Here is a 20,089-nt window from a genome sequence, read left to right on the forward strand (position 1 = left end):
CAAACGCAGACGACGCGCAGTGGGTCGAGCGGCAGGGATGCCGCGAGAGCGCCGTCAGGGCATGGATGCCCGTTCGGCGCGGGCCCACGGAGCGTCGTCGGAGTGCGGGTACCCGAGGAACGAGGGCCCAACCAGGAGCCGGGCACTTTTGGTTACTTTTGGTGCCTTTTCAAAAGTGACCCGCCGGAGGGGCGGAAAGGTGATTCGGCTCCACCCGAGAAAATGGATCTGCCCACCCTCCCAATGCCAAACCCAACGAACCCAGCGAACCCAACAAACCCACCCACCGCGATCTGCCGGGAACCGGCAGCAAACCCGATGCACGCGGAGGGTCTGACACAACCGAGATAGACCGCACCCCCGCGCCTGGTCCCAAGGCACCATCCACGCGCCCGCCACACGTCATTACTTACAAATCATCTGCAAAGGTCTGCCCCACCTTTTTTTTGCCGAATAGCCTGCAAGCCACGCCAACCGCTGGCTGCGGCGGAGCCATGCCAAGTCCTACGGAAACGTCTGGCACGCCCCACTGTCGATTCCGCACGCTCAAGGTAGAAAGCCTGACAGCCGTCAATCACTCGTCCGCTTATAGTTCTCGCCGTCCTCTGGGCACACACGAATTGACACAAGGAACGTCGTTAACATGAAAAAGGTTTCTCTTTCTCTGGCTATCGTAGCCGCAATGGGTTTTAGCGTATCGGGTACCGCCCACGCTGCAAACAACGGGAAGCTGGTATTTAACGGCACCCTCACCAACATCACCTGCGACATCGGTGCCGGCACTGGCGCAAGCCCGGGTAACAACCCAGGCGAAATCAACGTCGATCTGGGTAACGTTTCCTTCTCCGACATCGGACGTTTCGCCGACAACAAGCTGGAAACCGCATCGCCGATTCAATTGCTGGTGAATTGCACAGGAGGTGCTTCGCAGTACAACACCGTGAACATGCGCTTCATCGCCCGTCAGGGCAGTGGCCTCGACAATCTCGATCAAAAGCTGCTACGGACCACCGGTGCGGCTGACGGTGTGGGTATCGGCCTGCTCAACGCGTCCAACCAACTGATGGACCTGAGCGGGAATGAAACCATCGATACCCCGCTGATCAAGGATGCCGCTGACGGCGCCACCGCGGAAATCAACTTCGGCGCGGTGTACGTGCTCAACGGCGCGGCCACCAATCCCGGCAACGCCGACGGCTTCCTGCCGTTCGTGATGGACTATCTGTGATGCAACGGGCGGGGTGAGCATGCTCGCCCCGCCTACCTCTGGACCTGAGACGATTCCATCATGTTTTCTACTCTTTTGCGTGGTGCCGCCGCGTGGATCTGCTCCGGGCTGGCGATGGGGCTGGCGGCGCAGGCACACGCGGGCATCGTGCTGAATACGACACGGTTGATTTACCCGGCCAGCAGCAAGGAAGTCAGCCTGATCGTGCATAACACCGGGACGAGCGACATCCTCGCGCAATCCTGGCTTGAAGGCAGCCCCGACAGCGCCTCCCCGGATACCCCACCGTTCGCCGTGACCCCGCCGCTGGCACGGATGGCGGGTGATGCCAGGCAGTTGATCCGGGTGATGTATTCAGGGGAAGGCCTGGCAACCGACCGTGAGTCCGTGCTCTGGCTCAATGTCCAGGAGATCCCTCAGTCCGCCAGCGAAAACGAGTTGCAGATCGCGATCCGGCAGCGCATCAAGGTGTTTTACCGGCCTCAAGGGTTGACTGAAGACCCGCTGAAAGCGGCGCAAGCGTTGCAGTGGCGTGTCTCGGGCGGATCCATCGAGGTCAGCAACCCCGGGCCTTTTCACGTTTCGATGATCAAGCTGGACGCCAGAAAAAACGGACGCGTGTTGTTGCAAGAGGCCAGCCGGATGCTGGGTCCACGGCAGCGCGTCCAGTGGCCTCTGAGCCCTGCGACCTCGAGCGGACCGGTGGAGTTGTCCTTCATCAGCATCAACGATTTCGGTGCTCAGGAGCCCTATCACGTCAGGGTGTCCGGCGAGCAAATGACCCAGGCCAGCAAGGCCGAGCCCCATCCCGACTAGCGCGGCACGCTGATCGGGATTTTTTCGTTGACCCATTTTTCGGGCCGGACCTGTTTCCGGCTTCAGCTTCGTGCGCCTGCGAGAAAGGAACAGCGGCGCATCGGGACTCAGAACACGAGTGAAACCAGCTAATGGAACGGCGAGACAAGAACAACAAGGGATGTACCTCCAACGCAGTGGCGCGAGGCGCTCGTATGGGCGCGGTGAACGATCCCCGCACGATCAGGCGTCACGTCCTGCCGACCTGTATCGTCACCGTAGCCTGGATGTTCAGCACCGGATCAATGGCGATGACCGACGGGGGGAATGGGACGCCCGCCCCCGTCAAGTTCAACACGGCGTTCATCCAGGGCACGGACCAGCCAGCAGACCTCAGCACGTTTCTGCAAGGCAACAGTGTTGTGCCCGGTACGTATCGCGTGGACGTCTACGTCAACCGGGCATTGACCGGACGGCGTGACATCCCGTTTATCGCCAACCCGGCCAGTGGTGCGATCGAAGCCTGTCTGACGCTTGAGATGCTGCGCCAGTTCGGCATGAACATCGATGACATCAAAGGCCCGGCCGCCACGCCAGGCGGGTGTTTCGATCTGCCGGCGAATGTCGAGTTCGCCCACGTCGAGTACCAGCCCGCGAGTTTGCGCCTGAACATCAGCATCCCTCAGTCATTGATGTCACGCCGCGCGCGTGGCTACGTTCCGCCGGAATTGTGGGACGAAGGTGAAACAGTCGGTTTCGTCAATTACAGCTTCAGCGGCGCACGGCGCACGCGGGGCAATCAGACGCAGGATCAGTATTACCTGGGCCTGCGCAATGGTTTCAACCTCGGTGCGTGGCGACTGCGCAACGAGTCGTCGCTGGTGTACGGCGATGCACAGCCTTACCGCTTCCGCAGCAACCGAACCTTTGTTCAGCGCGACATCAGCACACTCAAGGGCCAGTTGACGCTGGGTGAAACCTTCACCGACTCGCAGGTGTTCGACAGCGTTCGGTTCGTCGGTGCGACGCTGGCGTCCGACGACGGGATGTTGCCTGACAGTGAGCGTGTTTATGCGCCGGTCATTCGCGGCATCGCCGAAACCAACGCAACGGTGGAAGTGCGGCAGAACGGTTTCATGCTCTACAGCGGCAATGTGTCGCCTGGTCCGTTCGAGATTTCCGATATTTACCCCAGCGGTTCCAATGGCGACCTCGAAATCACGGTGGTCGAGGCGGACGGTCGCAAGCGTGTATTCGTGCAGGCCTATGCGTCGCTTCCGATCATGATCCCCAAAGGCGCGTTTCGTTACAGCGTCGCAGCGGGGCGATACGACAGCAACGACAGCTACGACAGTCGCCAGTCGCCGACCTTCGCCAGCACGACATTGATCTACGGCCTGACCGAGCAGGTGACGACCGCCGGTGGCGTGCAGGTCGCCGAGGATTATCAGGCGGGCAACGTTGGCGCCGGCATCAATACCGGCGTGGGTGCCGTGTCGCTGGACCTTACGCAGTCGCTCAGTCAGGTGGGCCGCGCCACCGCTCGTGGCCAAAGCCTGCGCGTGCGGTATGCCAACACGCTGGACCTGACCAACACCACGTTGGCGGTGGCGGGGTATCGCTACTCGACCGATCGATACCGAACCCTCAATGAGCACGTCGAAGCCCTGCAGACACGCAACGGGTCGGCGCTGGCTCGGGCCAAGGATCGCATTGAGTTCAACCTGACCCAGGCGCTGCCCGAGCAGTCGGGTTCACTGAGCCTTATCGGTTCCGAACAGCGTTATTGGGATGGCGCCGGCAAAACGCGGCAGTTCTATCTGTCCTGGAACGCCGCGTGGCGAAGCCTCAGTTACAGCCTTTCGGTCGAGCGCAATCAGACGTTCGAGCGCGATGGCGACAGCCGGACCGACAACCGTGTCGCGCTGACGTTAAGCCTTCCGTTGGGGGACAGCCCTGGTGCCTCGCGCGCTTTTTCGAACGCAGTGCGTGACAGCGCGGGCGATTACAACCTGCAGACCGGCCTCAATGGACAGGTCTTCGATGACCGCAATACGTTCTATTCGGTGCAGGCCGGTCACGACAACCGCTCGGGCTCGGCCGGGTTCGGCAAACTGAGCACCACCACGCCGTATGGTCGATTCGATGCGGGCTACGGTCAGGGGCGTGACTATCGCGCGGTGAGTTTCGGTGCCGCCGGTTCGATGGTCGCGCATGCGGGCGGCGTGAATCTTGGGCAGCCACTGGGTGACACCTTTGCGTTGGTCGAGGTCAAGGACGTCAGCGGCGCGAGGCTCTCAAACGTCAGCAACGTTGAAACGGCCGGTAACGGCTACGCCATTCTGCCGTACGCCCAGCCGTATCGCGCCAACTGGGTCAGTCTGGACACCCGCGCGCTGGGGGCGGATGTCGAACTGGACAATGCCGTGACTCAGGTCGTGCCGCGTCGCGGTGCGGTGCCTCGGGTCAGCTTCAAGACAACGGTCGGTCGTCGAGTGCAATTCGAGCTGGCGCGCGCCGACGGCAGCCCCGTGCCGCTCGGGGCCATCGTGGAAGACGAGGGCGGGAAACCGTTGGCCGCGGTCGATCCTGGCAGTCGGGCATTGGTTCTGAGCGAGCAGGACAAGGGCGAGTTGCATGTCAGATGGTCCGATCAGCAATGCCGGGCGCGTTTTGAACTGCCCGCCCGAAATCCGCAACGCACCTATGACCGCGTCAAAGTGGTGTGCCAATGAAGTGGGGCTGTCTGCCGTGGGCAATGTTTGCCTTCTTCAGTACCGCTGTGGACGCTGCGGTATCGCTGTCGGGAACGCGCCTGGTGTTCGACGGCCGGTTCCGTGAAGCGAGCATCGAGGTCAGCAATTCGGGGACTGCCAGCGTGCTTGTCCAGGCGTGGCTGGGCAAACCTGACGGGGTGCCTTCTGCGGCGTCCGACCTGCCCTTTGTGGTGACACCTCCTCTCGCGCAGTTGCCGGCGCAGGGCAAACAGATGTTGCGCCTTTTTTATGAGGGCGTGGGCATGCCGGAGGATCGGGAATCCCTGCTGCATCTGTACGTGCTGGAAGTGCCGCGTCGTAGCGAAGCCGCTCAGCAGTTGAGCATCGCGATACGGCACCGGATCAACGTGTTCTACCGCCCGGACTCGTTGCCTGGAGATCCCGCCGAGGCTGCGCAAAACCTGATCTGGCAGCGTTCGGCGAGCGCTGATCGCACGCTCTGGGTGCGCAATCCGACGCCCTTCCACGTGTCGCTGCAAGACGTTGTATTCGAAGGAGGGGAGGTCAGCGACTACCTGCTGATCGAGCCGTTGTCCGAGCGTTCGCTGTCGAGGCCATCGGCCCCCAATAGCCGCGCAACGCCGGGACGCCTGACATTCAAGGCACTGACCGATTACGGCGGTCAACGCACGTTCTGTGCGCACGCCCGAGGCGACGCGCCCTTCAACGCGCACCTGCGCCCGGCAGGTGCCGAGTCGCCCGCCGCGCCTGCCGCCAATTCAACGATGGAGAAATGCTGAGCATGACGATTTTTTCTTTTACCCGATGGTGCCCGACCTTTCTCCTGAGCCTGACGTTGCCCGCGACCGGCATGGCCATGACCTGTAAGGTGCAGGGCACGGGCGAAACCGTGGTTCGCGCCGACCTGAGCAGCAGCGTGGCGATCCCGGCGACCTTGCCGGATGACAGTGTGGTCTGGCGCTCTGAACGGTTGAACCTCGCCGTTGAGTGCGCGAGGGAAGCGCCAGGCGGTGCAGAAGACGTGTTTATTTACCTGAACCCCGACAACCAGCAGATCGGCCAGGGAATTCGCGCCGGTCTTACGCTAAACGGTATCGATTACCTGCAAAGCAACGGACGCGTGCCTGTACAGCAGACAGTGCCCGGCTGCAGTGAGGCCCCCGCGCGGATCGCAGCCTGTCCCACCGTCCGCTTCAACCTGCCGTTCTCGGTGTTCATCCAGAAGTACGGCCCGACGCCGCCGTCGGGTGTGGCCAGCGATGTGAGGAATTACCGCATGTTTCAGATCGACAGCGGCAGCGGCATGAATCCGGCACCGGACAACAACCTCAATTACGTCATCAGCGACCTGACGGGGCTGCGTTTTGTCGCGTGCAACGCTGAGTTGCGGGTGATGCCGGAGACGGTCGAGTTCGGAGATGTGGCGATCAGAAACGTGCGGGTCGGCGAAGTGGCGACCTTTCAGCGATTTGCCCTGGCGACCAGCCGAGTCTGTGATTCGCCGTTCAGCCTGAATGCGCGTTTTACCCCGGTGTCGGGCACGCTGTCGGGCGATGTGCTGGTGCCCACGGGCAACCAGAGCATTGGCATCCGCATCACCAATGCACGCAACAACAACCCGGTGCGTTACAACGAACCCTTTCATGCGACGGATCTGCTGGGTGACGACTATTCGGCGACAGCCGACTTCAATGCCGAGCTGCTTTGGCAAACCGACACGCCGACGCCCGGCCCGTTCTCGGCGGAGGTGATGGTCGATCTGTTCTACAAATAGGCCATCGCTCGGTTGTCACAGGCAGTTGCACAGTGATTGAGGTATGCTGCGCGGCTTGCGGGCACTGCCTGTTCATCCTTAGACCGTTTCGCGATTCCGGAGCTTCCATGACCACCCCCGAACCCACCCCAGCTCCTGACGTCGACGTCGAACCGGTCGAGGCGGATGCCGAAACAAACGACAGGAAAACAGAGATCCCGGCGTTCAGCTTTCCGTTCAGACCGGGTGAGTTGATGCAGACCAAAAAGCCCCCCATGCACTACAAGGGACCGGGTAAATCCAATCATGACAAGCGTCCCGGCGCCGCGCCCTCCGGCACCCGCCGCTCGATGGGCAAGCGCTGATCCGGGTACCGTTGCGCGTGAGCACCTTCCCAACTGCGACGTACAGCGACTGGAGGAGGGGAAGCAGCACGATCGCTGCTTCTCATCGAAAATCTCAGGCGCTTTGCAAAGGAATGAACGTATAGCGCGTCGACTCTGTTGTTTCCAGTCGGGCGCCGGCGTGCTCCAGGGCCTGAGTGGCAGTCTCTCCCACCACGCGAAAACGCCAGCCTTCGTCGGCGGGCGTTGGCAACTCGCCACTGATGAAACGCTCGACGGCGGCGGCAAATGCGGTCATGTCGGGCAGGTAAGCGACAAAACCGTTGCCCTTGAGGGCAGTGGTATCGATCCCCAGCGACATGCAGATCGCCTGCTTGCGGGCGATGTCATCACGGTCTGCCTGCCGGGACGCCTCGATCAGCGCCATTAACTCACGGTCCACGAGCTGACCACCGACGATCAGGTCCGGGCCTTGTTCCCAGGATTCGGGCGGGCAATCTTTGGCCTGTGGGCGCAACGGAATGTGCGGGTTGATCTCCATCGGATAAATTCTGCACACCAACGGACGGCGCTCGTAGATGCGGCAGAGGTTCTGCGCGTCAAGATTTCGGCATCGGCCGGCGTTGTAAGCGGCGAAGGTGATCGCGACCAGCGCCTGCGCATCTCCGCTGTTGACGGGGTGCGAGCGCCGGGTGGCGTGAATGAGCTGCTCGGCCGGCACACCGTAACCGTCAGCCAGAAATGCCTCGGTGAGGACGATGACCGACCCGCCGTCAGCCGCCCACTGCGCGGCTTCCGACAAGGTGAGCGGGACATGGTGATCGGTGCAGCATTTGCCGCAACCGACGCAGGAAAACTGAGTGTTCATCGAAAGAATGGCCCGCCGACAGGAAGGAAAGACGACTGACCCGCGTTGGCAATCTGTCATCGCGGGTGTGTTTTTCACGTTGGCGGGTATTGCAGCAAGTTATGCGCCAGCGCCCGTTACTTCTTGGGCAGTGTGGTGACGTTGTCCCATTCGGTGATCAGCGCTTTCTTGTTTTTGCGGTCGTACAGGCACAGCTCGGTGCCGGTTTTATTCTTCATGAACGCTTGTTTGTACTGGCCTTTGATCAGCAGTGCGCTGTAGCCGACGCTGTCATCGAACATGGCCGGCGCGCCCGCAGGCTTGGCGTTTTTAAGTGAGCTGGCGGCAACGCAGCTGTCGACCAGCGTTTTGTCGAATGCTTTCCATGCGTCCGGACTTGAGGCGCTGGCCTGGCCCGCAGCGGCGGTAAGGGCCAGCAACAGCAGGGTGGTGGTTTTCATGCAAATCTCCATCGGCGTCATTTTTTTACGGAGGTGACGGCGGATTAGAGTGGCTTAGCGTGGTTCCAGTTCGCAGCGCTGCACATATCGCATGCCGACCCGTTCATACAGGCGTCGGGCGGACAGGTTGCTTTCCATGACCTTGAGATCGACATACCGCTCGTCTCGCTGAGCAAAGGCGTCGAACGCGCGCGCCAACAGCGCCGAGCCCACGCCACGGCCCTGCAGGCGAGGGTGAACCACAAGGTTGCGAATGAATGCGCTGGTCCAGCACTGCGCCACGGCGGCGACCCCCAACGGGTCCTCCACGACAAAGCACAAGGACCGATCGAATTCAGGATCGCTTTCGAATGCGTTCAACCAGGTCGTGAAGTCGGGGACCCGCCCGCCGCCGTACTGTGTGCCCAAGGCAAACAAGCGGTGAACCGCTGCGGCGTTTTCGGCACTGAACGGTACCTCGCGCAGCGTTTCTGGCCAGGTGACCGGACGCCGTGGAAGCGTCAGATCCCGACGCATCAACCAGTAATGCTCGGTGGACGCGTCGGTGGGGCCGGGTCTCAGATCCCTTGGGCCTGGACGGTGCGGGCGGCTTCGATCAAGCATCGCGTCAGCTCGGGTGAGGAGAATTTGGTCAGGACGGCGTTGGCGCCAGCCGCCTTGGCTTTTTCGGCATTCATCGCGCTGTCCAGCGAGGTGTGCAACAACACGTACAGCTCCTGGAAGTCGGGCGTTTCACGCAGGGTACGGGTGAAGGCATAGCCATCCATTTCGGACATTTCGATGTCGGACACCACCACGTTGATCTGCTGTGCGGTGCCCTGCAGATCGAGCAGGTGCTCAATGGCTTCGCGGGCGCTGCGAGCGGTGTGGCATTCGATCCCCAGCGTGCGCAAGGTAATGACCGACTGCTGCAGGGCAACCTGGCTGTCATCGACCACCAGAATCCGTGCCTTGGTCAAGACTTCAATTTCTTCAGGGCTGAGCTCGGACGGTTCGGCAACGATTTGTGCTGGCGCAATACCATGGATGACTTTTTCGATGTCCAGCACCTGGACCAGCGTGCCATCCACTTGGGTGACGCCCGTGATAAACGATTTATTGCCCGAACCGAAAGGCGGTGGGCGAATATCGGTGGTCAGGCAGTGGACGATCTTGCTCACGGCCTGGACATGCAGCCCCTGCTTGGAGCGGCTGACGTCGGTGACGATCAGGCAACCGCCGTCCGGGTCGACCAAGGGGCGCTCACCAATCGCGCGACTCAGATCGATCACGGACAGGGAGTTCCCGCGCAAGGTGGCGACACCTTTGACGTGCGGGTGCGACTCCGGCAGGCGAGTGAGGGGAGGACAGGGAATGATTTCACTGACCTTGAGCAGGTTGATCGCCATCAGCTTTCCGCTGCGTAACGTGAACAGCAGAAGCGAGAGTGAATCTGCGCGGACGTTTTTGGACATATGAACCTTCTGTCATGCGGTGTCTGATTTGCCCGATGCGAGCAATCAGCTGTCATTGACGGTTTATCGACCCCGCAAGGGCAGGCTTTAACCGTTTTGGCAAAGACCCGAATCAACACGGGCGCCTCGCTGTGTAGTCGAAATGACCTGGCTTAGGTCGTAATGACCATCAACGGCGTTTGGTCATATTGACACTTTTATCGTAAGCCTATGATTTAAAAAGAATTAATAGCTGGCACGCTTCCTGATATCTCCTGGGTAGCCTTTTTAACAGTCCCAGGAGTCCATCATGTTGAATGCTTCGGATCGTGCCATCGTCAAATCGACCGTACCCTTGCTGGAAAGCGGGGGAGAAGCGCTGACCACCCACTTCTACAAAAAACTGCTGAGCCGCTACCCTCAGGTGCGCCCGCTGTTCAATCAGGCGCATCAGGCCAGCGGCGATCAGCCCCGCGCATTGGCAAACGGCGTGCTCATGTATGCCCGTCACATTGATCAACTCGAGGCGCTGGGCGACCTGGTGGCCAAGATCATCAACAAGCACGTCGCGCTGCAAATCCAGCCGGAACATTATCCGCTGGTGGGCGAATGCTTGTTGGAGGCCATTCGCGAGGTGCTTGGCGCCGACATCGCGACCGACGAAGTCATCAACGCCTGGGGCAATGCCTACGGGCAGTTGGCCGACATTCTGATAGGCGCGGAAAAATCCATCTACGACGAAAAAGCCCAGGCCCCAGGCGGCTGGCGCGGCGCTCGTGCGTTCAAGGTGGTCGCCAAGGTGCCGGAAAGCGCCGAGATCACCTCGTTCTACTTTGCCCCGGCCGATGGTCAGCCGATCCTGTCGTTCACGGCCGGTCAGTACATCGGCATGCAGCTGTTTCTGGATGGCGAAGAAATCCGCCGCAATTACTCGCTGTCGGCGCTGGCGGTCGACAACCAGTACCGCATCAGCGTCAAGCGGGAGCCGGGTGGTCGTGCCTCCAACTACCTGCACGACCACCTGAACGTGGGTGACAGCATCAACATGTTCCCGCCGTCAGGTGAGTTCACCCTGACGCACAGCGACAAGCCGCTGGTGTTAATCAGTGGCGGCGTCGGCATCACCCCGACGCTGGCGATGCTGGAGGCGGCCCTGGAAACCCCGCGTCCGATCCACTTCATCCACTGCGCGCGCAACGGTTCGGTTCATGCGTTCCGTGACCGGATCGAAGCGCTGGCTGACCAACACCCGCAACTCAAGCGCTTCTACTGCTACAACGAAGACGACGGCGTCAGCCCGCCCGCCCATGCGACCGGATTGCTCGATCAGGCGCGTCTTGAACAATGGCTCCCCGAGAACCGCGACCTGGATGCGTACTTTCTGGGGCCGAAGGGGTTCATGGCCACCATGAAGCGTCAGCTCACGGCTGCCGGGGTTCCTGAGCAGCAGGCACGGTACGAGTTCTTTGGTCCTGCTTCCGCTCTGGAATAATCCAGAGGTGCGACATAAGGCCGCATCCTTCTATATATAAAGAGGGATGCGGCGATCCGTCCCTGCGGCAAAGCGTCGCACGCTTCTATATATATAGAAGGGGTTGAGGTCGGTGTCCGTCGATTGTTACGTATCACGCTTAATGTTCGGGTAATACCGGCGTGTTCACCATCTCGCCAGCGTGCGGCTGAGACGATGGTAGAATTGCCGGCTTTCCCGGCAGCCGGGGCGCGTGACAACGCAGATCGTTGATCTGGATGGACACCAATTCAAAGGGTATGTGAATGACTGACGAGATGATTTACCTGCGACGCGAGAAGCAGTTCCTGGTGCTGCTGGGCATCATCTGCCTGGCGCTGATCGGCGGAGCCCTGTACATGCAGGTCGTATTGGGTGAGGCGCCTTGCCCGCTGTGCATTCTGCAGCGCTATGCGTTGCTGTTCATCGCGATCTTCGCCTTCATCGGCGCCGCCATGCCGGGCCGACTGAGCCTGACCATCTGCGAGGCGCTCGTTACCTTGAGTGCGGTCGGCGGGATTGTTGCAGCAGGGCGTCACGTTTACATCCAGACCCACCCGACCGAGAGCTGCGGCATCGATGTCCTGCAGCCGATTGTCGATGGCTTGCCGCTGGCATCGTTGTTTCCGCTCGGTTTTCAGGTCGGCGGCTTTTGCGAGACGCCATATCCGCCAGTCCTCGGACTGTCGCTGGCGCAATGGGCATTGATCGCTTTTGTTCTCACCGTAATTCTGGTACCAGTGGGCATCCTCCGGAACCGCATGAAAGCGCGCTAATTACAAAGTCTTGCGTAAAAAACCGCTCCGGATTCCTCAACAGATTCGGGGCTGTCCGGGCTTTTGGGGGTGCGACAAATGATCGCATTCTTACAGATTCGGAAATTAACTGTTGCGCAATAACTCATAGTCAATAAAACTTTACGTATCTACAATCGCCCCCACTTAACGCCCCTGTCACTTGATGGACGGCGGAAATCGAGGTCAGAAAGCGTTTTTTACGCCTTTGTAGACGCCGTTTGGATGGCCTCCTGCGTCACGTTCAGAATGTCTGCGCCCAAGGAATTGGTCCGCATAGGCGGTTGCCACCATTCGAATAAGAAACCACAGCGAAACCCGGATTTGTTACGAGGCCACACGCTTCCTGACAGGCCCCTGTTCAATCCAAAAATTTGCCAGCACCTGGCAGGGTGAAGTGTTGGCGGTCGAAACCCAACTGCGATGCGAAAGCTGCTTTTAGAGGTCGTGAGATGAGTAAAAAAAGGTACCCCAGGTTTTTTGGCTTCTTGGCCCTTTTCAGCATGCTCCTGCTCAGCGGGTGCGATTACACCCTGCTGGATCCCAAGGGCCATGTCGGCGTGCAAGAGCGTGATCTGATCATCACTGCAACTCTGCTCATGCTGCTGGTGGTGGTGCCGGTCATTTTCATGACCATCATCTTCGCCTGGAAGTATCGCGCCTCGAACAAGAGCGCGACCTACACGCCTGACTGGGCGCATTCGACCAAGATTGAACTGATCGTCTGGCTGGTTCCGCTGGCCATCATCATCGTGCTCGGCTATGTGACCTACAAGTCGACCCACGCACTGGACCCTTACCGTCCGCTTGAATCCGACGTGAAGCCGCTGACCATCGAAGTGGTCGCGCTCGACTGGAAATGGCTGTTCATCTATCCGGAACAGGGCATTGCCACCGTCAACAAGATCGTGTTCCCGGCTCACACCCCGATCAATTTCCGCATCACCTCTGATTCGGTCATGAACTCGTTCTTCATCCCTGCACTGGGCGGCCAGATCTACGCCATGGCCGGCATGCAGACGAAGTTGCACTTGATCGCCAACGAAAACGGCGAGTTCGATGGCATCTCCGCCAACTACAGCGGCGCAGGTTTCACCGGCATGAAATTCAAGGCAACCGCAACCGATCAGGCGGGTTTCGACGCCTGGGTTGCCGAGGTCAAGAATTCACCTAAACAGCTGGCATCGGCTGAGTACACCGCTCTGGCCAAACCTAGCGAACGTAACCCCGTTGAACTCTACTCCACGGTCACTCCCAACCTGTTCCAGATCATCATCGACAAGTATGAAGGTATGAAGCCGGGCAAGATTGAGCACGAGAAGAAAGAAGTGGCCGGTATGGAAGGGATGGACATGGGTAAGCATTCAGCTGCTGAGGCAGAGGAGTAAACGATGTTTGGTAAATTAAGTCTGGACGCGATTCCGTTCCACGAACCGATAGTCATGATCACGATTGCCATGATCGCTATCGGCGGTGCGGCGGTCCTCGGTCTGATCACGTATTTCAAGAAATGGACCTACCTGTGGACCGAGTGGCTGACCTCGGTTGACCACAAGAAAATCGGCGTGATGTACATCGTCATCGCCATGGTCATGCTGCTGCGCGGTTTTGCCGACGCCATCATGATGCGTTCCCAACTGGCCCTGGCCACTGAGGGTTCGCCTGGCTATCTGCCGCCTGAACACTATGACCAGATCTTCACCGCTCACGGTGTGATCATGATCATCTTCATGGCGATGCCGTTCTTCACCGGTCTGATGAACATCGTTCTGCCTCTGCAGATCGGCGCTCGCGACGTGGCCTTCCCGTTCCTGAACTCGCTGTCCCTGTACCTGCTGATCTCCGGCGTGGTGCTGGTGAACGTGTCTCTGGGCGTCGGCGAATTCGCACGTACCGGCTGGGTTGCCTATCCACCGCTTTCCGAGCTGGGCTACAGCCCGGGCGTGGGTGTTGACTACTACATCTGGGCACTTCAGCTATCGGGTCTGGGTACAACGCTAACGGGCGTTAACTTCCTGGTTACCGTCCTGAAAATGCGTACCCCTGGCATGAAACTGATGGACATGCCGATCTTCACCTGGACCTGCACCTGGGCCAACGTCCTGATCGTGGCTTCGTTCCCGATCCTGACCGGTACCCTGGCGTTCCTGACCCTGGACCGTTACCTGGACTTCCACATCTTCACGAACGAATTGGGTGGTAACCCGATGATGTACGTGAACCTGTTCTGGGCGTGGGGTCACCCTGAGGTTTACATCCTGATTCTGCCGGCGTTCGGTGTCTTCTCCGAAGTCATCTCCACGTTCACCGGCAAGCGCCTGTTCGGCCACCACTCGATGATCTACGCTTCCGGCGCGATCTCGGTACTGGGCTTCATGGTCTGGCTGCACCACTTCTTCACCATGGGTTCGGGTGCAAGCGTCAACGCCTTCTTCGGTCTGGCGACGATGCTGATTTCCATCCCGACGGGTGTGAAGCTGTTCAACTGGCTGTTCACGATTTATCAGGGCCGCCTGCGCTTCACTGCGCCAGTGTGCTGGACCCTGGGCTTCATGATTACCTTCTCCATCGGTGGTATGACCGGCGTTCTGCTGGCTATCCCGGGTGCCGACTTCGTTCTGCACAACAGCCTGTTCGTGATCGCGCACTTCCACAACGTGATCATCGGTGGTGCGGTATTCGGTTACATCGCCGGCTTCGCGTTCTGGTTCCCTAAAGCGTTCGGCTTCAAGCTGAACGAGAAGTGGGGCAAGGCAGCGTTCTGGTTCTGGATCTCGGGCTTCTACGTGGCATTCATGCCGCTGTACGCACTGGGCTTCATGGGCATGACCCGTCGTCTGAACACCACTGACAACCCGGACTGGACCCCTTATCTGCACGTTGCCTTCTGGGGCGCCGCGCTGATCATGGTCGGTATCGCCTGCCAGTTGATCCAGATCTACGTGAGTATCCGTGACCGCGAGCAGAACCGCGACCTGACCGGTGACCCATGGAATGGCCACACCCTGGAGTGGTCGACTTCTTCGCCGCCACCGTTCTACAACTTCGCAGAATTGCCGAAGGCTGAAGAGATCGACGCGTTCTACGCCGCCAAGCGTGATGGTGAAGCGTACAAGGTTCCCGCCAAGTACTCCGACATCCACATGCCTAACAACACGGCAACCGGTCTGGTGATGGGCGCGCTGCTCACCGTCTTCGGTTTCGCGATGATCTGGCACATTTTCTGGTTGGCGGGCGTGAGCCTGGTCGGCACCATCGTTTACTTCGTCATCCACGCGTCCCGTGACGATCAGGGCTACATGGTTCCTGCATCGGAAGTGGCACGTATCGAAGGCGAGCAACACAAGATCCTGGCCTCGGTGCGTAACGCCCAGGCGAACACTCCTGTCAACAAGCTGGAGCAGGCATAAACAATGTCGAACTTAGTATTTGAAGGTGCGAAGGGTCACGACCACGGTCATGACCACGAGCACGATCACGGTCACCATGACGCCGGCGAGATGAAGGTCTACGGCTTCTGGATCTACCTGATGACCGACTGCATCCTGTTTGCGTCGATCTTCGCAATCTATGCGGTTCTGGTGAACAACGTTGCCGGTGGTCCTTCGGGCCACGACATCTTCGAGCTGCCGTACGTGTTGGGCGAAACCGCCTGCCTGTTGCTCAGCTCGATCACCTACGGCTTCGCCATGCTGGCGATGCACAAAGGTAACAAGGCGGGTGTTCTGGGCTGGTTGTTCGTGACCTTCCTGTTCGGCCTGGGCTTCATCGGCATGGAAGTCAACGAGTTCCACATGCTGATCTCCGAAGGCTACGGCCCGAACCGCAGCGGCTTCCTGTCGGCGTTCTTCACGCTGGTCGGTACCCACGGTCTGCACGTGACCAGCGGTCTGATCTGGATGGCGATCATGATGTATCAGGTCAGCAAGAACGGCCTGACGTCGACCAACCAAACCCGTCTGAGCATGCTCAGCCTGTTCTGGCACTTCCTGGACGTGGTCTGGATCTGTGTGTTCACCGTTGTCTACCTGATGGGGACCATTTAAATGGCTAATTCACCTCATTCTCATGACGATGCCAGCCACGGCAGCTTCAAGTCGTACATGGTCGGTTTCGTCCTGTCGATCATCCTGACCGCGGTTCCTTTCGGTCTGGTGATGTTCCCGACTATTTCGAAGGTCGCGACCCTGTGGGTCGTCCTGATCTTCGCAGTCGTGCAGGTTCTGGTTCACCTGGTGTACTTCCTGCACCTGGACCGTTCCGCGGCCCAGCGCAACAACGTGATCGCGTTTGCGTTCGCAACGTTGGTGATCTTGCTGTTGGTGGGTCTGAGTGTCTGGATCATGTTCAGCATTCATACCTTCATGATGGCGAAGTGAGGAAAACCTGATGTCACTGAAGCACTTTATCCAAATCACCAAACCGGGGATCATTTTCGGTAACGTGCTTTCGGTGGCTGGTGGCTTTTTCCTCGCATCCAAGGGACATGTCGATTTCGGACTGTTCCTGATCGCGATGATCGGTACTTCGCTGGTGGTCGCCTCCGGTTGCGTGTTCAACAACTGCATCGACCGCGATATCGACCTGAAGATGGAGCGCACCAAGAATCGTGTTCTGGTTCAGGGCCTGGTTTCGGTGAAGCTGGCCCTGATCTATGCCACGGTCCTGGGTGTGGTCGGTGTTGGCCTGCTGTACTTCAAGGCCAACCCACTGGCGGCCTTGTTTGCAGTGATCGGTTTTGTGATTTACGTCGGCTTCTACAGCCTGTACCTGAAGCGCAAATCCGTTCACGGCACGTTGGTCGGCAGTCTGTCGGGTGCGATGCCTCCAGTGATCGGCTACGTTGCCGTGAGCAACAGCTTTGACCTCGCGGCGCTGACCTTGCTCGTCATGTTCAGCCTGTGGCAGATGCCTCACTCGTACGCCATCGCGATCTTCCGTTTCAATGACTACCTGGCGGCTTCGATTCCGGTGCTGCCGGTCAAGCGCGGCATCCGGGTGGCCAAGCGGCATATCCTGATCTACATCCTGGCGTTCCTGCTGGCGACCTTGATGCTGACCTTCGGCGGTTACGCCGGGCTCAACTATCTGGCTGTCGCGGCTGCCATGGGCATGTACTGGCTGTACATGGCCTGGACAGGGTACAAAGCCAAAGATGACACCGTTTGGGCACGCAAGCTGTTCGTGTTCTCCATCTTCACCATCACGGCCTTGAGCGTGGCGATGTCGCTGGACTTTCAGGTAACCAAAGAGCTGCTGGTCACTTACGCAGCCCCTTGATCGCCTGATCTGAAACACAGAAAACCCCATGGAGCTGTCGAGCCACGGGGTTTTTTATTGCGCGCGTTTGAAGGGTTTGCAGGATTTCCACCTGCGGGATCCACGAAAATCCGCATTTTGCGATTTTCAGGCTCTAATCAGCCCATGACAAAGCGCACCGCTTTGCCGCATCATGTGTTTGTTTTGTGCAAGGATCGTTGCGAAATGCCTCCGATCCAGTCGTAGAGATACAAAAAACAGACTTATGACTGAACAACCCACTCCAGAAAATCGGCCCAAGAATGATTCGATGCCCCTCGTATCGATCATCGCGCCCTGCTACAACGCAGAAAAGTATCTGGACGTCGCCCTGGCGAGCATCTTTGCCCAGGACTATCCGAACGTCGAAGTCATCATCGTCGACGACGGGTCCACCGATAACAGCGTGCCCTTGCTGCGGGCGCTGCAAGGTAAATACGACTTCCAGCTTTACTCCCAGGTCAACCAGGGCGTCAGTGCTGCGCTGAATCACGGGCTGCAGTACGCCAGGGGCGAGTATGTGTGCACGCCTGACCTGGACGACATCATGCTGCCGTCATCGGTACGCCTGCGTGCCGAGTACCTGAACCAGCATCCGGAAGTCGGCTGCGTCGGCGCGCTGATCATCTACATGGACTCCGAGGGTAACGACACCAAGAGCCAGAAGCTGGCCAGCATCCAGAAGCTCAGCTTCGACGAGATCCTGGGTGACGCGATCGTCGTGGGTGCCCCGGTGTCGCTGTACCGGATGGACGCATTACGGACCGTGGATTTCTACGATCCCGATATCAAGGTCCAGGATTTTCAGATGACGCTGAAGATCGCCAGCAAAGGCTATGAGGTGCATGTGCTGCCGGTGACCGTCACCCGGTATCGACGTCACCCGAACAACTTGTCGCGCCGCTACAAAGTCCTGTTTGACGCTGACATGCGCACCATTGCGCCTTATCGCTCGCACCCGGCCTACAACCGGGGGCTGACCGCGATCATCAACAAGGCATTGAAATATGCCGTGGTCAGCGACAAGAAGTACGCCTGGACGCTGCTTCGCTCGATTCCGTTGCGGCAGTTCAACCGGACCACGTTTCGCCGCTTCAAGCGTCTTCTGTTGCATCGTCAGAGCAGTTGACCCGCCCTTGTCGTGCCCGCTTTTGCTCTTGGACCCCGCATGAAATTCTTCGAACGCCTGAAAACCCGTAAAACCAGAAAGCACCTGCGCAGCCTCGACAAGCTCGAGCGCGAGCCGGAAAAGATCCGCCTGCGCTATCCGGACTATGTCGTGGGCACCGGCACCTACGGCATTCCAGAAGTCTTCGAGTTCGGCGACGACACCATCTTGCGAATCGGTTCCTACACCTCGATCGCGGCGGGCGTGAAAATCCTGCTCGGTGGCGAGCACCGCACCGACTGGCTCACCACCTATCCATTCCCGGCCATGATGAAGGGGCTGGAGGACATCAAGGACTACGCGCCCAGCAAAGGCGACGTCGTCATTGGCAGTGATTGCTGGATCTGCGCCGACGCCACGCTTTTATCCGGAGTGACCATCGGGCACGGCGCTATCGTGGCCGCAGGGGCCGTGGTTACCCGCGACGTGCCGCCATTCGCTGTTGTGGGCGGAAACCCGTGCAAATTCATTCGCTGGCGTTTCGACGAGCACGTGCGTGAACAACTGCTCGAAGCGGCCTGGTGGGACTGGCCGATGGAGGAAGTGAAGTCGGTGGCCCGCACGCTGTGCGGACCCGACCTTGACGCCTTCTTCTCGTACGTGAAGGCGCGTAAGGCCGCCTGAGCCTCTAACGACGAGGCGATGTGTAGAACGCGCGGGAGCCGGTGATCCGGGGCTAAGCGTCCCGCACCGGATCGCCAGTCGAGCCGGTGTCATTCTTTGTGTCCGGCATCGCTTCTTTTGCGGGCCCCAGCACGATCGCCAGGTGCCTCAGGTCCTCGATTTTCACGCTGACGCTTTTGCCCGATGGGCTGAGCGCCAGCGTTCCCAAGGCGAACACGGTAAAAAATCGCACCTCGTCCGCATGGCTGAGCAATTCGCTGATGTAGCGACTTGAACGGTAAGCCTGCATCTGGGCCGGCGAGACGTACAGCGTCACCTGCTTGCCCTGGAGCCGATCAAAGAACGTGAACTTGAACCCTATGCCATAGCGCTCAACCAGCCCGCCGCCGTACAGCACGCGTCGTTCGTCCCCCAATTGGGCGAATTTGATGTGGCGGAAGTACGAACGCAGTGTCACCTCGCCCTGACCCGGAACGCGCAGCGTCAGCAGGGCAAGCTCTTCCTTGCTGAGGGTGGCCTGTGCCTGCCGGAAACTGTCGACCAGACGCTCCAGGTTGTGGGTGCGGGTTTCAGTGGGCTGTCTGTTGTTCGAGGCGTTTGACGAGGGCGTCGCGCTTGCGGGCGGTTCTTCAGACGGCGGTAGAGGTTTGTCACGGGAGGGCGCAGACCGGGTTCTTTCCTTTAGCGTGGGGTCGAACACATCAATGTAATCGTCCAGCTTGCGCTTGACCTTGCGCAACGCGGTTTGCGCGTCATTCTCCTCAAGGACGGGCTTGTCCTCGGCCACATCAGCCTCGTCAACCCACTCGCAATCGGCATGGTGCTCGTAATGGGGGTTGGCACGAAAGTGCGCCGCCACAAAGGTCGGATGCTCCTGCGGCTTCACGTCATAGCGCACCCCCGTGATCTTCACGCCCTGGGCGCGACACGGCTCGGACGAACACAGGAAGTTGAAGCGGGCGCGCGGTGGTTCTTGAGAGAAGTATTCACGACGCGCCGCCACAATGGACAGCTCCTGCTGCAACTCGACACAGAACGCGCGGGTGATGCTTTTGCGGGTCTTCATGAGAGCAGCCGGATCCTTTGCCGAGGGTTC

At 59.5% G+C, this 20,089-nt stretch carries 20 protein-coding genes; 15 read left to right on the forward strand and 5 right to left on the reverse strand.

Translation table 11 applies throughout. From position 1 onward, the window contains the following. Nucleotides 1-643: 643 nt before the first annotated feature. The 6 genes from BMY73_RS22055 to BMY73_RS22080 all read left to right on the forward strand — a co-directional run bounded on the left by BMY73_RS22055 (nt 644) and on the right by BMY73_RS22080 (nt 6,879). Nucleotides 644-1,228 carry a fimbrial protein gene (locus BMY73_RS22055; protein ID WP_062388614.1) on the forward strand — a complete coding sequence of 195 codons (585 nt, stop codon included), beginning with the start codon at nt 644-646 and terminating at the stop codon, nt 1,226-1,228. A 60-nt stretch (nt 1,229-1,288) separates the two neighbouring features. Next, nucleotides 1,289-2,044, forward strand: a complete 756-nt coding sequence (locus BMY73_RS22060) for a fimbrial biogenesis chaperone (protein ID WP_092409754.1) — start codon at nt 1,289-1,291, stop codon at nt 2,042-2,044. A 266-nt stretch (nt 2,045-2,310) separates the two neighbouring features. Then, on the forward strand, nt 2,311-4,758 hold the full coding sequence (locus BMY73_RS22065; RefSeq protein WP_092409808.1) for a fimbria/pilus outer membrane usher protein: 2,448 nt from the start codon (nt 2,311-2,313) through the stop codon (nt 4,756-4,758). Further along, nucleotides 4,755-5,540 carry a fimbrial biogenesis chaperone gene (locus tag BMY73_RS22070; protein ID WP_092409756.1) on the forward strand — a complete coding sequence of 262 codons (786 nt, stop codon included), beginning with the start codon at nt 4,755-4,757 and terminating at the stop codon, nt 5,538-5,540. Before BMY73_RS22065 ends, BMY73_RS22070 begins: the two co-directional genes overlap by 4 nt. A 2-nt stretch (nt 5,541-5,542) precedes the next feature. Further along, on the forward strand, nt 5,543-6,535 hold the full coding sequence (locus BMY73_RS22075; protein ID WP_092409810.1) for a fimbrial protein: 993 nt from the start codon (nt 5,543-5,545) through the stop codon (nt 6,533-6,535). Between the two features lie 107 nt (nt 6,536-6,642). Then, nucleotides 6,643-6,879, forward strand: a complete 237-nt coding sequence (locus tag BMY73_RS22080; protein ID WP_092409758.1) for a hypothetical protein — start codon at nt 6,643-6,645, stop codon at nt 6,877-6,879. A 94-nt stretch (nt 6,880-6,973) separates the two neighbouring features. Here the strand turns inward: BMY73_RS22080 and BMY73_RS22085 are convergent, their stop codons facing one another. The 4 genes from BMY73_RS22085 to BMY73_RS22100 all read right to left on the reverse strand — a co-directional run bounded on the left by BMY73_RS22085 (nt 6,974) and on the right by BMY73_RS22100 (nt 9,620). After that, complete coding sequence (locus BMY73_RS22085) at nt 6,974-7,726, reverse strand: YkgJ family cysteine cluster protein (RefSeq protein WP_092409760.1); 753 nt, start codon at nt 7,724-7,726, stop codon at nt 6,974-6,976. Between the two features lie 116 nt (nt 7,727-7,842). Beyond that, nucleotides 7,843-8,166: a hypothetical protein gene (locus tag BMY73_RS22090; RefSeq protein WP_092409762.1), complete on the reverse strand. Its 324-nt coding sequence runs from the start codon at nt 8,164-8,166 to the stop codon at nt 7,843-7,845. Nucleotides 8,167-8,220: 54 nt separating this feature from the next. Next, the gene (locus BMY73_RS22095; RefSeq protein WP_092409764.1) at nt 8,221-8,682 is read right to left on the reverse strand and encodes a GNAT family N-acetyltransferase; all 462 of its coding nucleotides are present in this window, start codon (nt 8,680-8,682) and stop codon (nt 8,221-8,223) included. A gap of 41 nt (nt 8,683-8,723) precedes the next feature. Continuing rightward, complete coding sequence (locus BMY73_RS22100; RefSeq protein ID WP_062388631.1) at nt 8,724-9,620, reverse strand: chemotaxis protein CheV; 897 nt, start codon at nt 9,618-9,620, stop codon at nt 8,724-8,726. A 289-nt stretch (nt 9,621-9,909) separates the two neighbouring features. Between BMY73_RS22100 and hmpA the strand changes: the two genes are divergently transcribed. The 9 genes from hmpA (at nt 9,910) to BMY73_RS22145 (ending at nt 18,993) form a co-directional block, all read left to right on the forward strand. Beyond that, nucleotides 9,910-11,091 carry an NO-inducible flavohemoprotein gene (gene hmpA / locus BMY73_RS22105; RefSeq protein ID WP_092409766.1) on the forward strand — a complete coding sequence of 394 codons (1,182 nt, stop codon included), beginning with the start codon at nt 9,910-9,912 and terminating at the stop codon, nt 11,089-11,091. 284 nt (nt 11,092-11,375) lie between these two features. After that, nucleotides 11,376-11,885 (forward strand): disulfide bond formation protein B, encoded by a 510-nt coding sequence (locus BMY73_RS22110; RefSeq protein WP_062388638.1) that lies wholly within the window; start codon nt 11,376-11,378, stop codon nt 11,883-11,885. A gap of 470 nt (nt 11,886-12,355) precedes the next feature. Further along, on the forward strand, nt 12,356-13,291 hold the full coding sequence (gene cyoA / locus BMY73_RS22115) for a ubiquinol oxidase subunit II (RefSeq protein ID WP_062388641.1): 936 nt from the start codon (nt 12,356-12,358) through the stop codon (nt 13,289-13,291). 3 nt (nt 13,292-13,294) lie between these two features. Next, complete coding sequence (cyoB, locus tag BMY73_RS22120; RefSeq protein ID WP_062388644.1) at nt 13,295-15,313, forward strand: cytochrome o ubiquinol oxidase subunit I; 2,019 nt, start codon at nt 13,295-13,297, stop codon at nt 15,311-15,313. 3 nt (nt 15,314-15,316) lie between these two features. Then, nucleotides 15,317-15,949: a cytochrome o ubiquinol oxidase subunit III gene (locus BMY73_RS22125; protein WP_062388647.1), complete on the forward strand. Its 633-nt coding sequence runs from the start codon at nt 15,317-15,319 to the stop codon at nt 15,947-15,949. Continuing rightward, nucleotides 15,950-16,282, forward strand: a complete 333-nt coding sequence (gene cyoD / locus BMY73_RS22130) for a cytochrome o ubiquinol oxidase subunit IV (RefSeq protein ID WP_062388652.1) — start codon at nt 15,950-15,952, stop codon at nt 16,280-16,282. A gap of 10 nt (nt 16,283-16,292) precedes the next feature. Next, nucleotides 16,293-17,183: a heme o synthase gene (gene cyoE, locus BMY73_RS22135; protein ID WP_062388656.1), complete on the forward strand. Its 891-nt coding sequence runs from the start codon at nt 16,293-16,295 to the stop codon at nt 17,181-17,183. Between the two features lie 244 nt (nt 17,184-17,427). Continuing rightward, the gene (locus BMY73_RS22140) at nt 17,428-18,330 is read left to right on the forward strand and encodes a glycosyltransferase family 2 protein (protein ID WP_092409768.1); all 903 of its coding nucleotides are present in this window, start codon (nt 17,428-17,430) and stop codon (nt 18,328-18,330) included. A gap of 39 nt (nt 18,331-18,369) precedes the next feature. Next, complete coding sequence (locus tag BMY73_RS22145) at nt 18,370-18,993, forward strand: CatB-related O-acetyltransferase (protein WP_092409770.1); 624 nt, start codon at nt 18,370-18,372, stop codon at nt 18,991-18,993. Between the two features lie 52 nt (nt 18,994-19,045). Here BMY73_RS22145 and BMY73_RS22150 read toward each other — a convergent pair whose 3' ends face one another. After that, nucleotides 19,046-20,059, reverse strand: a complete 1,014-nt coding sequence (locus tag BMY73_RS22150) for an ATPase (RefSeq protein ID WP_092409772.1) — start codon at nt 20,057-20,059, stop codon at nt 19,046-19,048. Nucleotides 20,060-20,089 lie beyond the last annotated feature (30 nt).

This window comes from Pseudomonas sp. NFACC02, from assembly GCF_900110765.1.
GTDB lineage: Bacteria > Pseudomonadota > Gammaproteobacteria > Pseudomonadales > Pseudomonadaceae > Aquipseudomonas.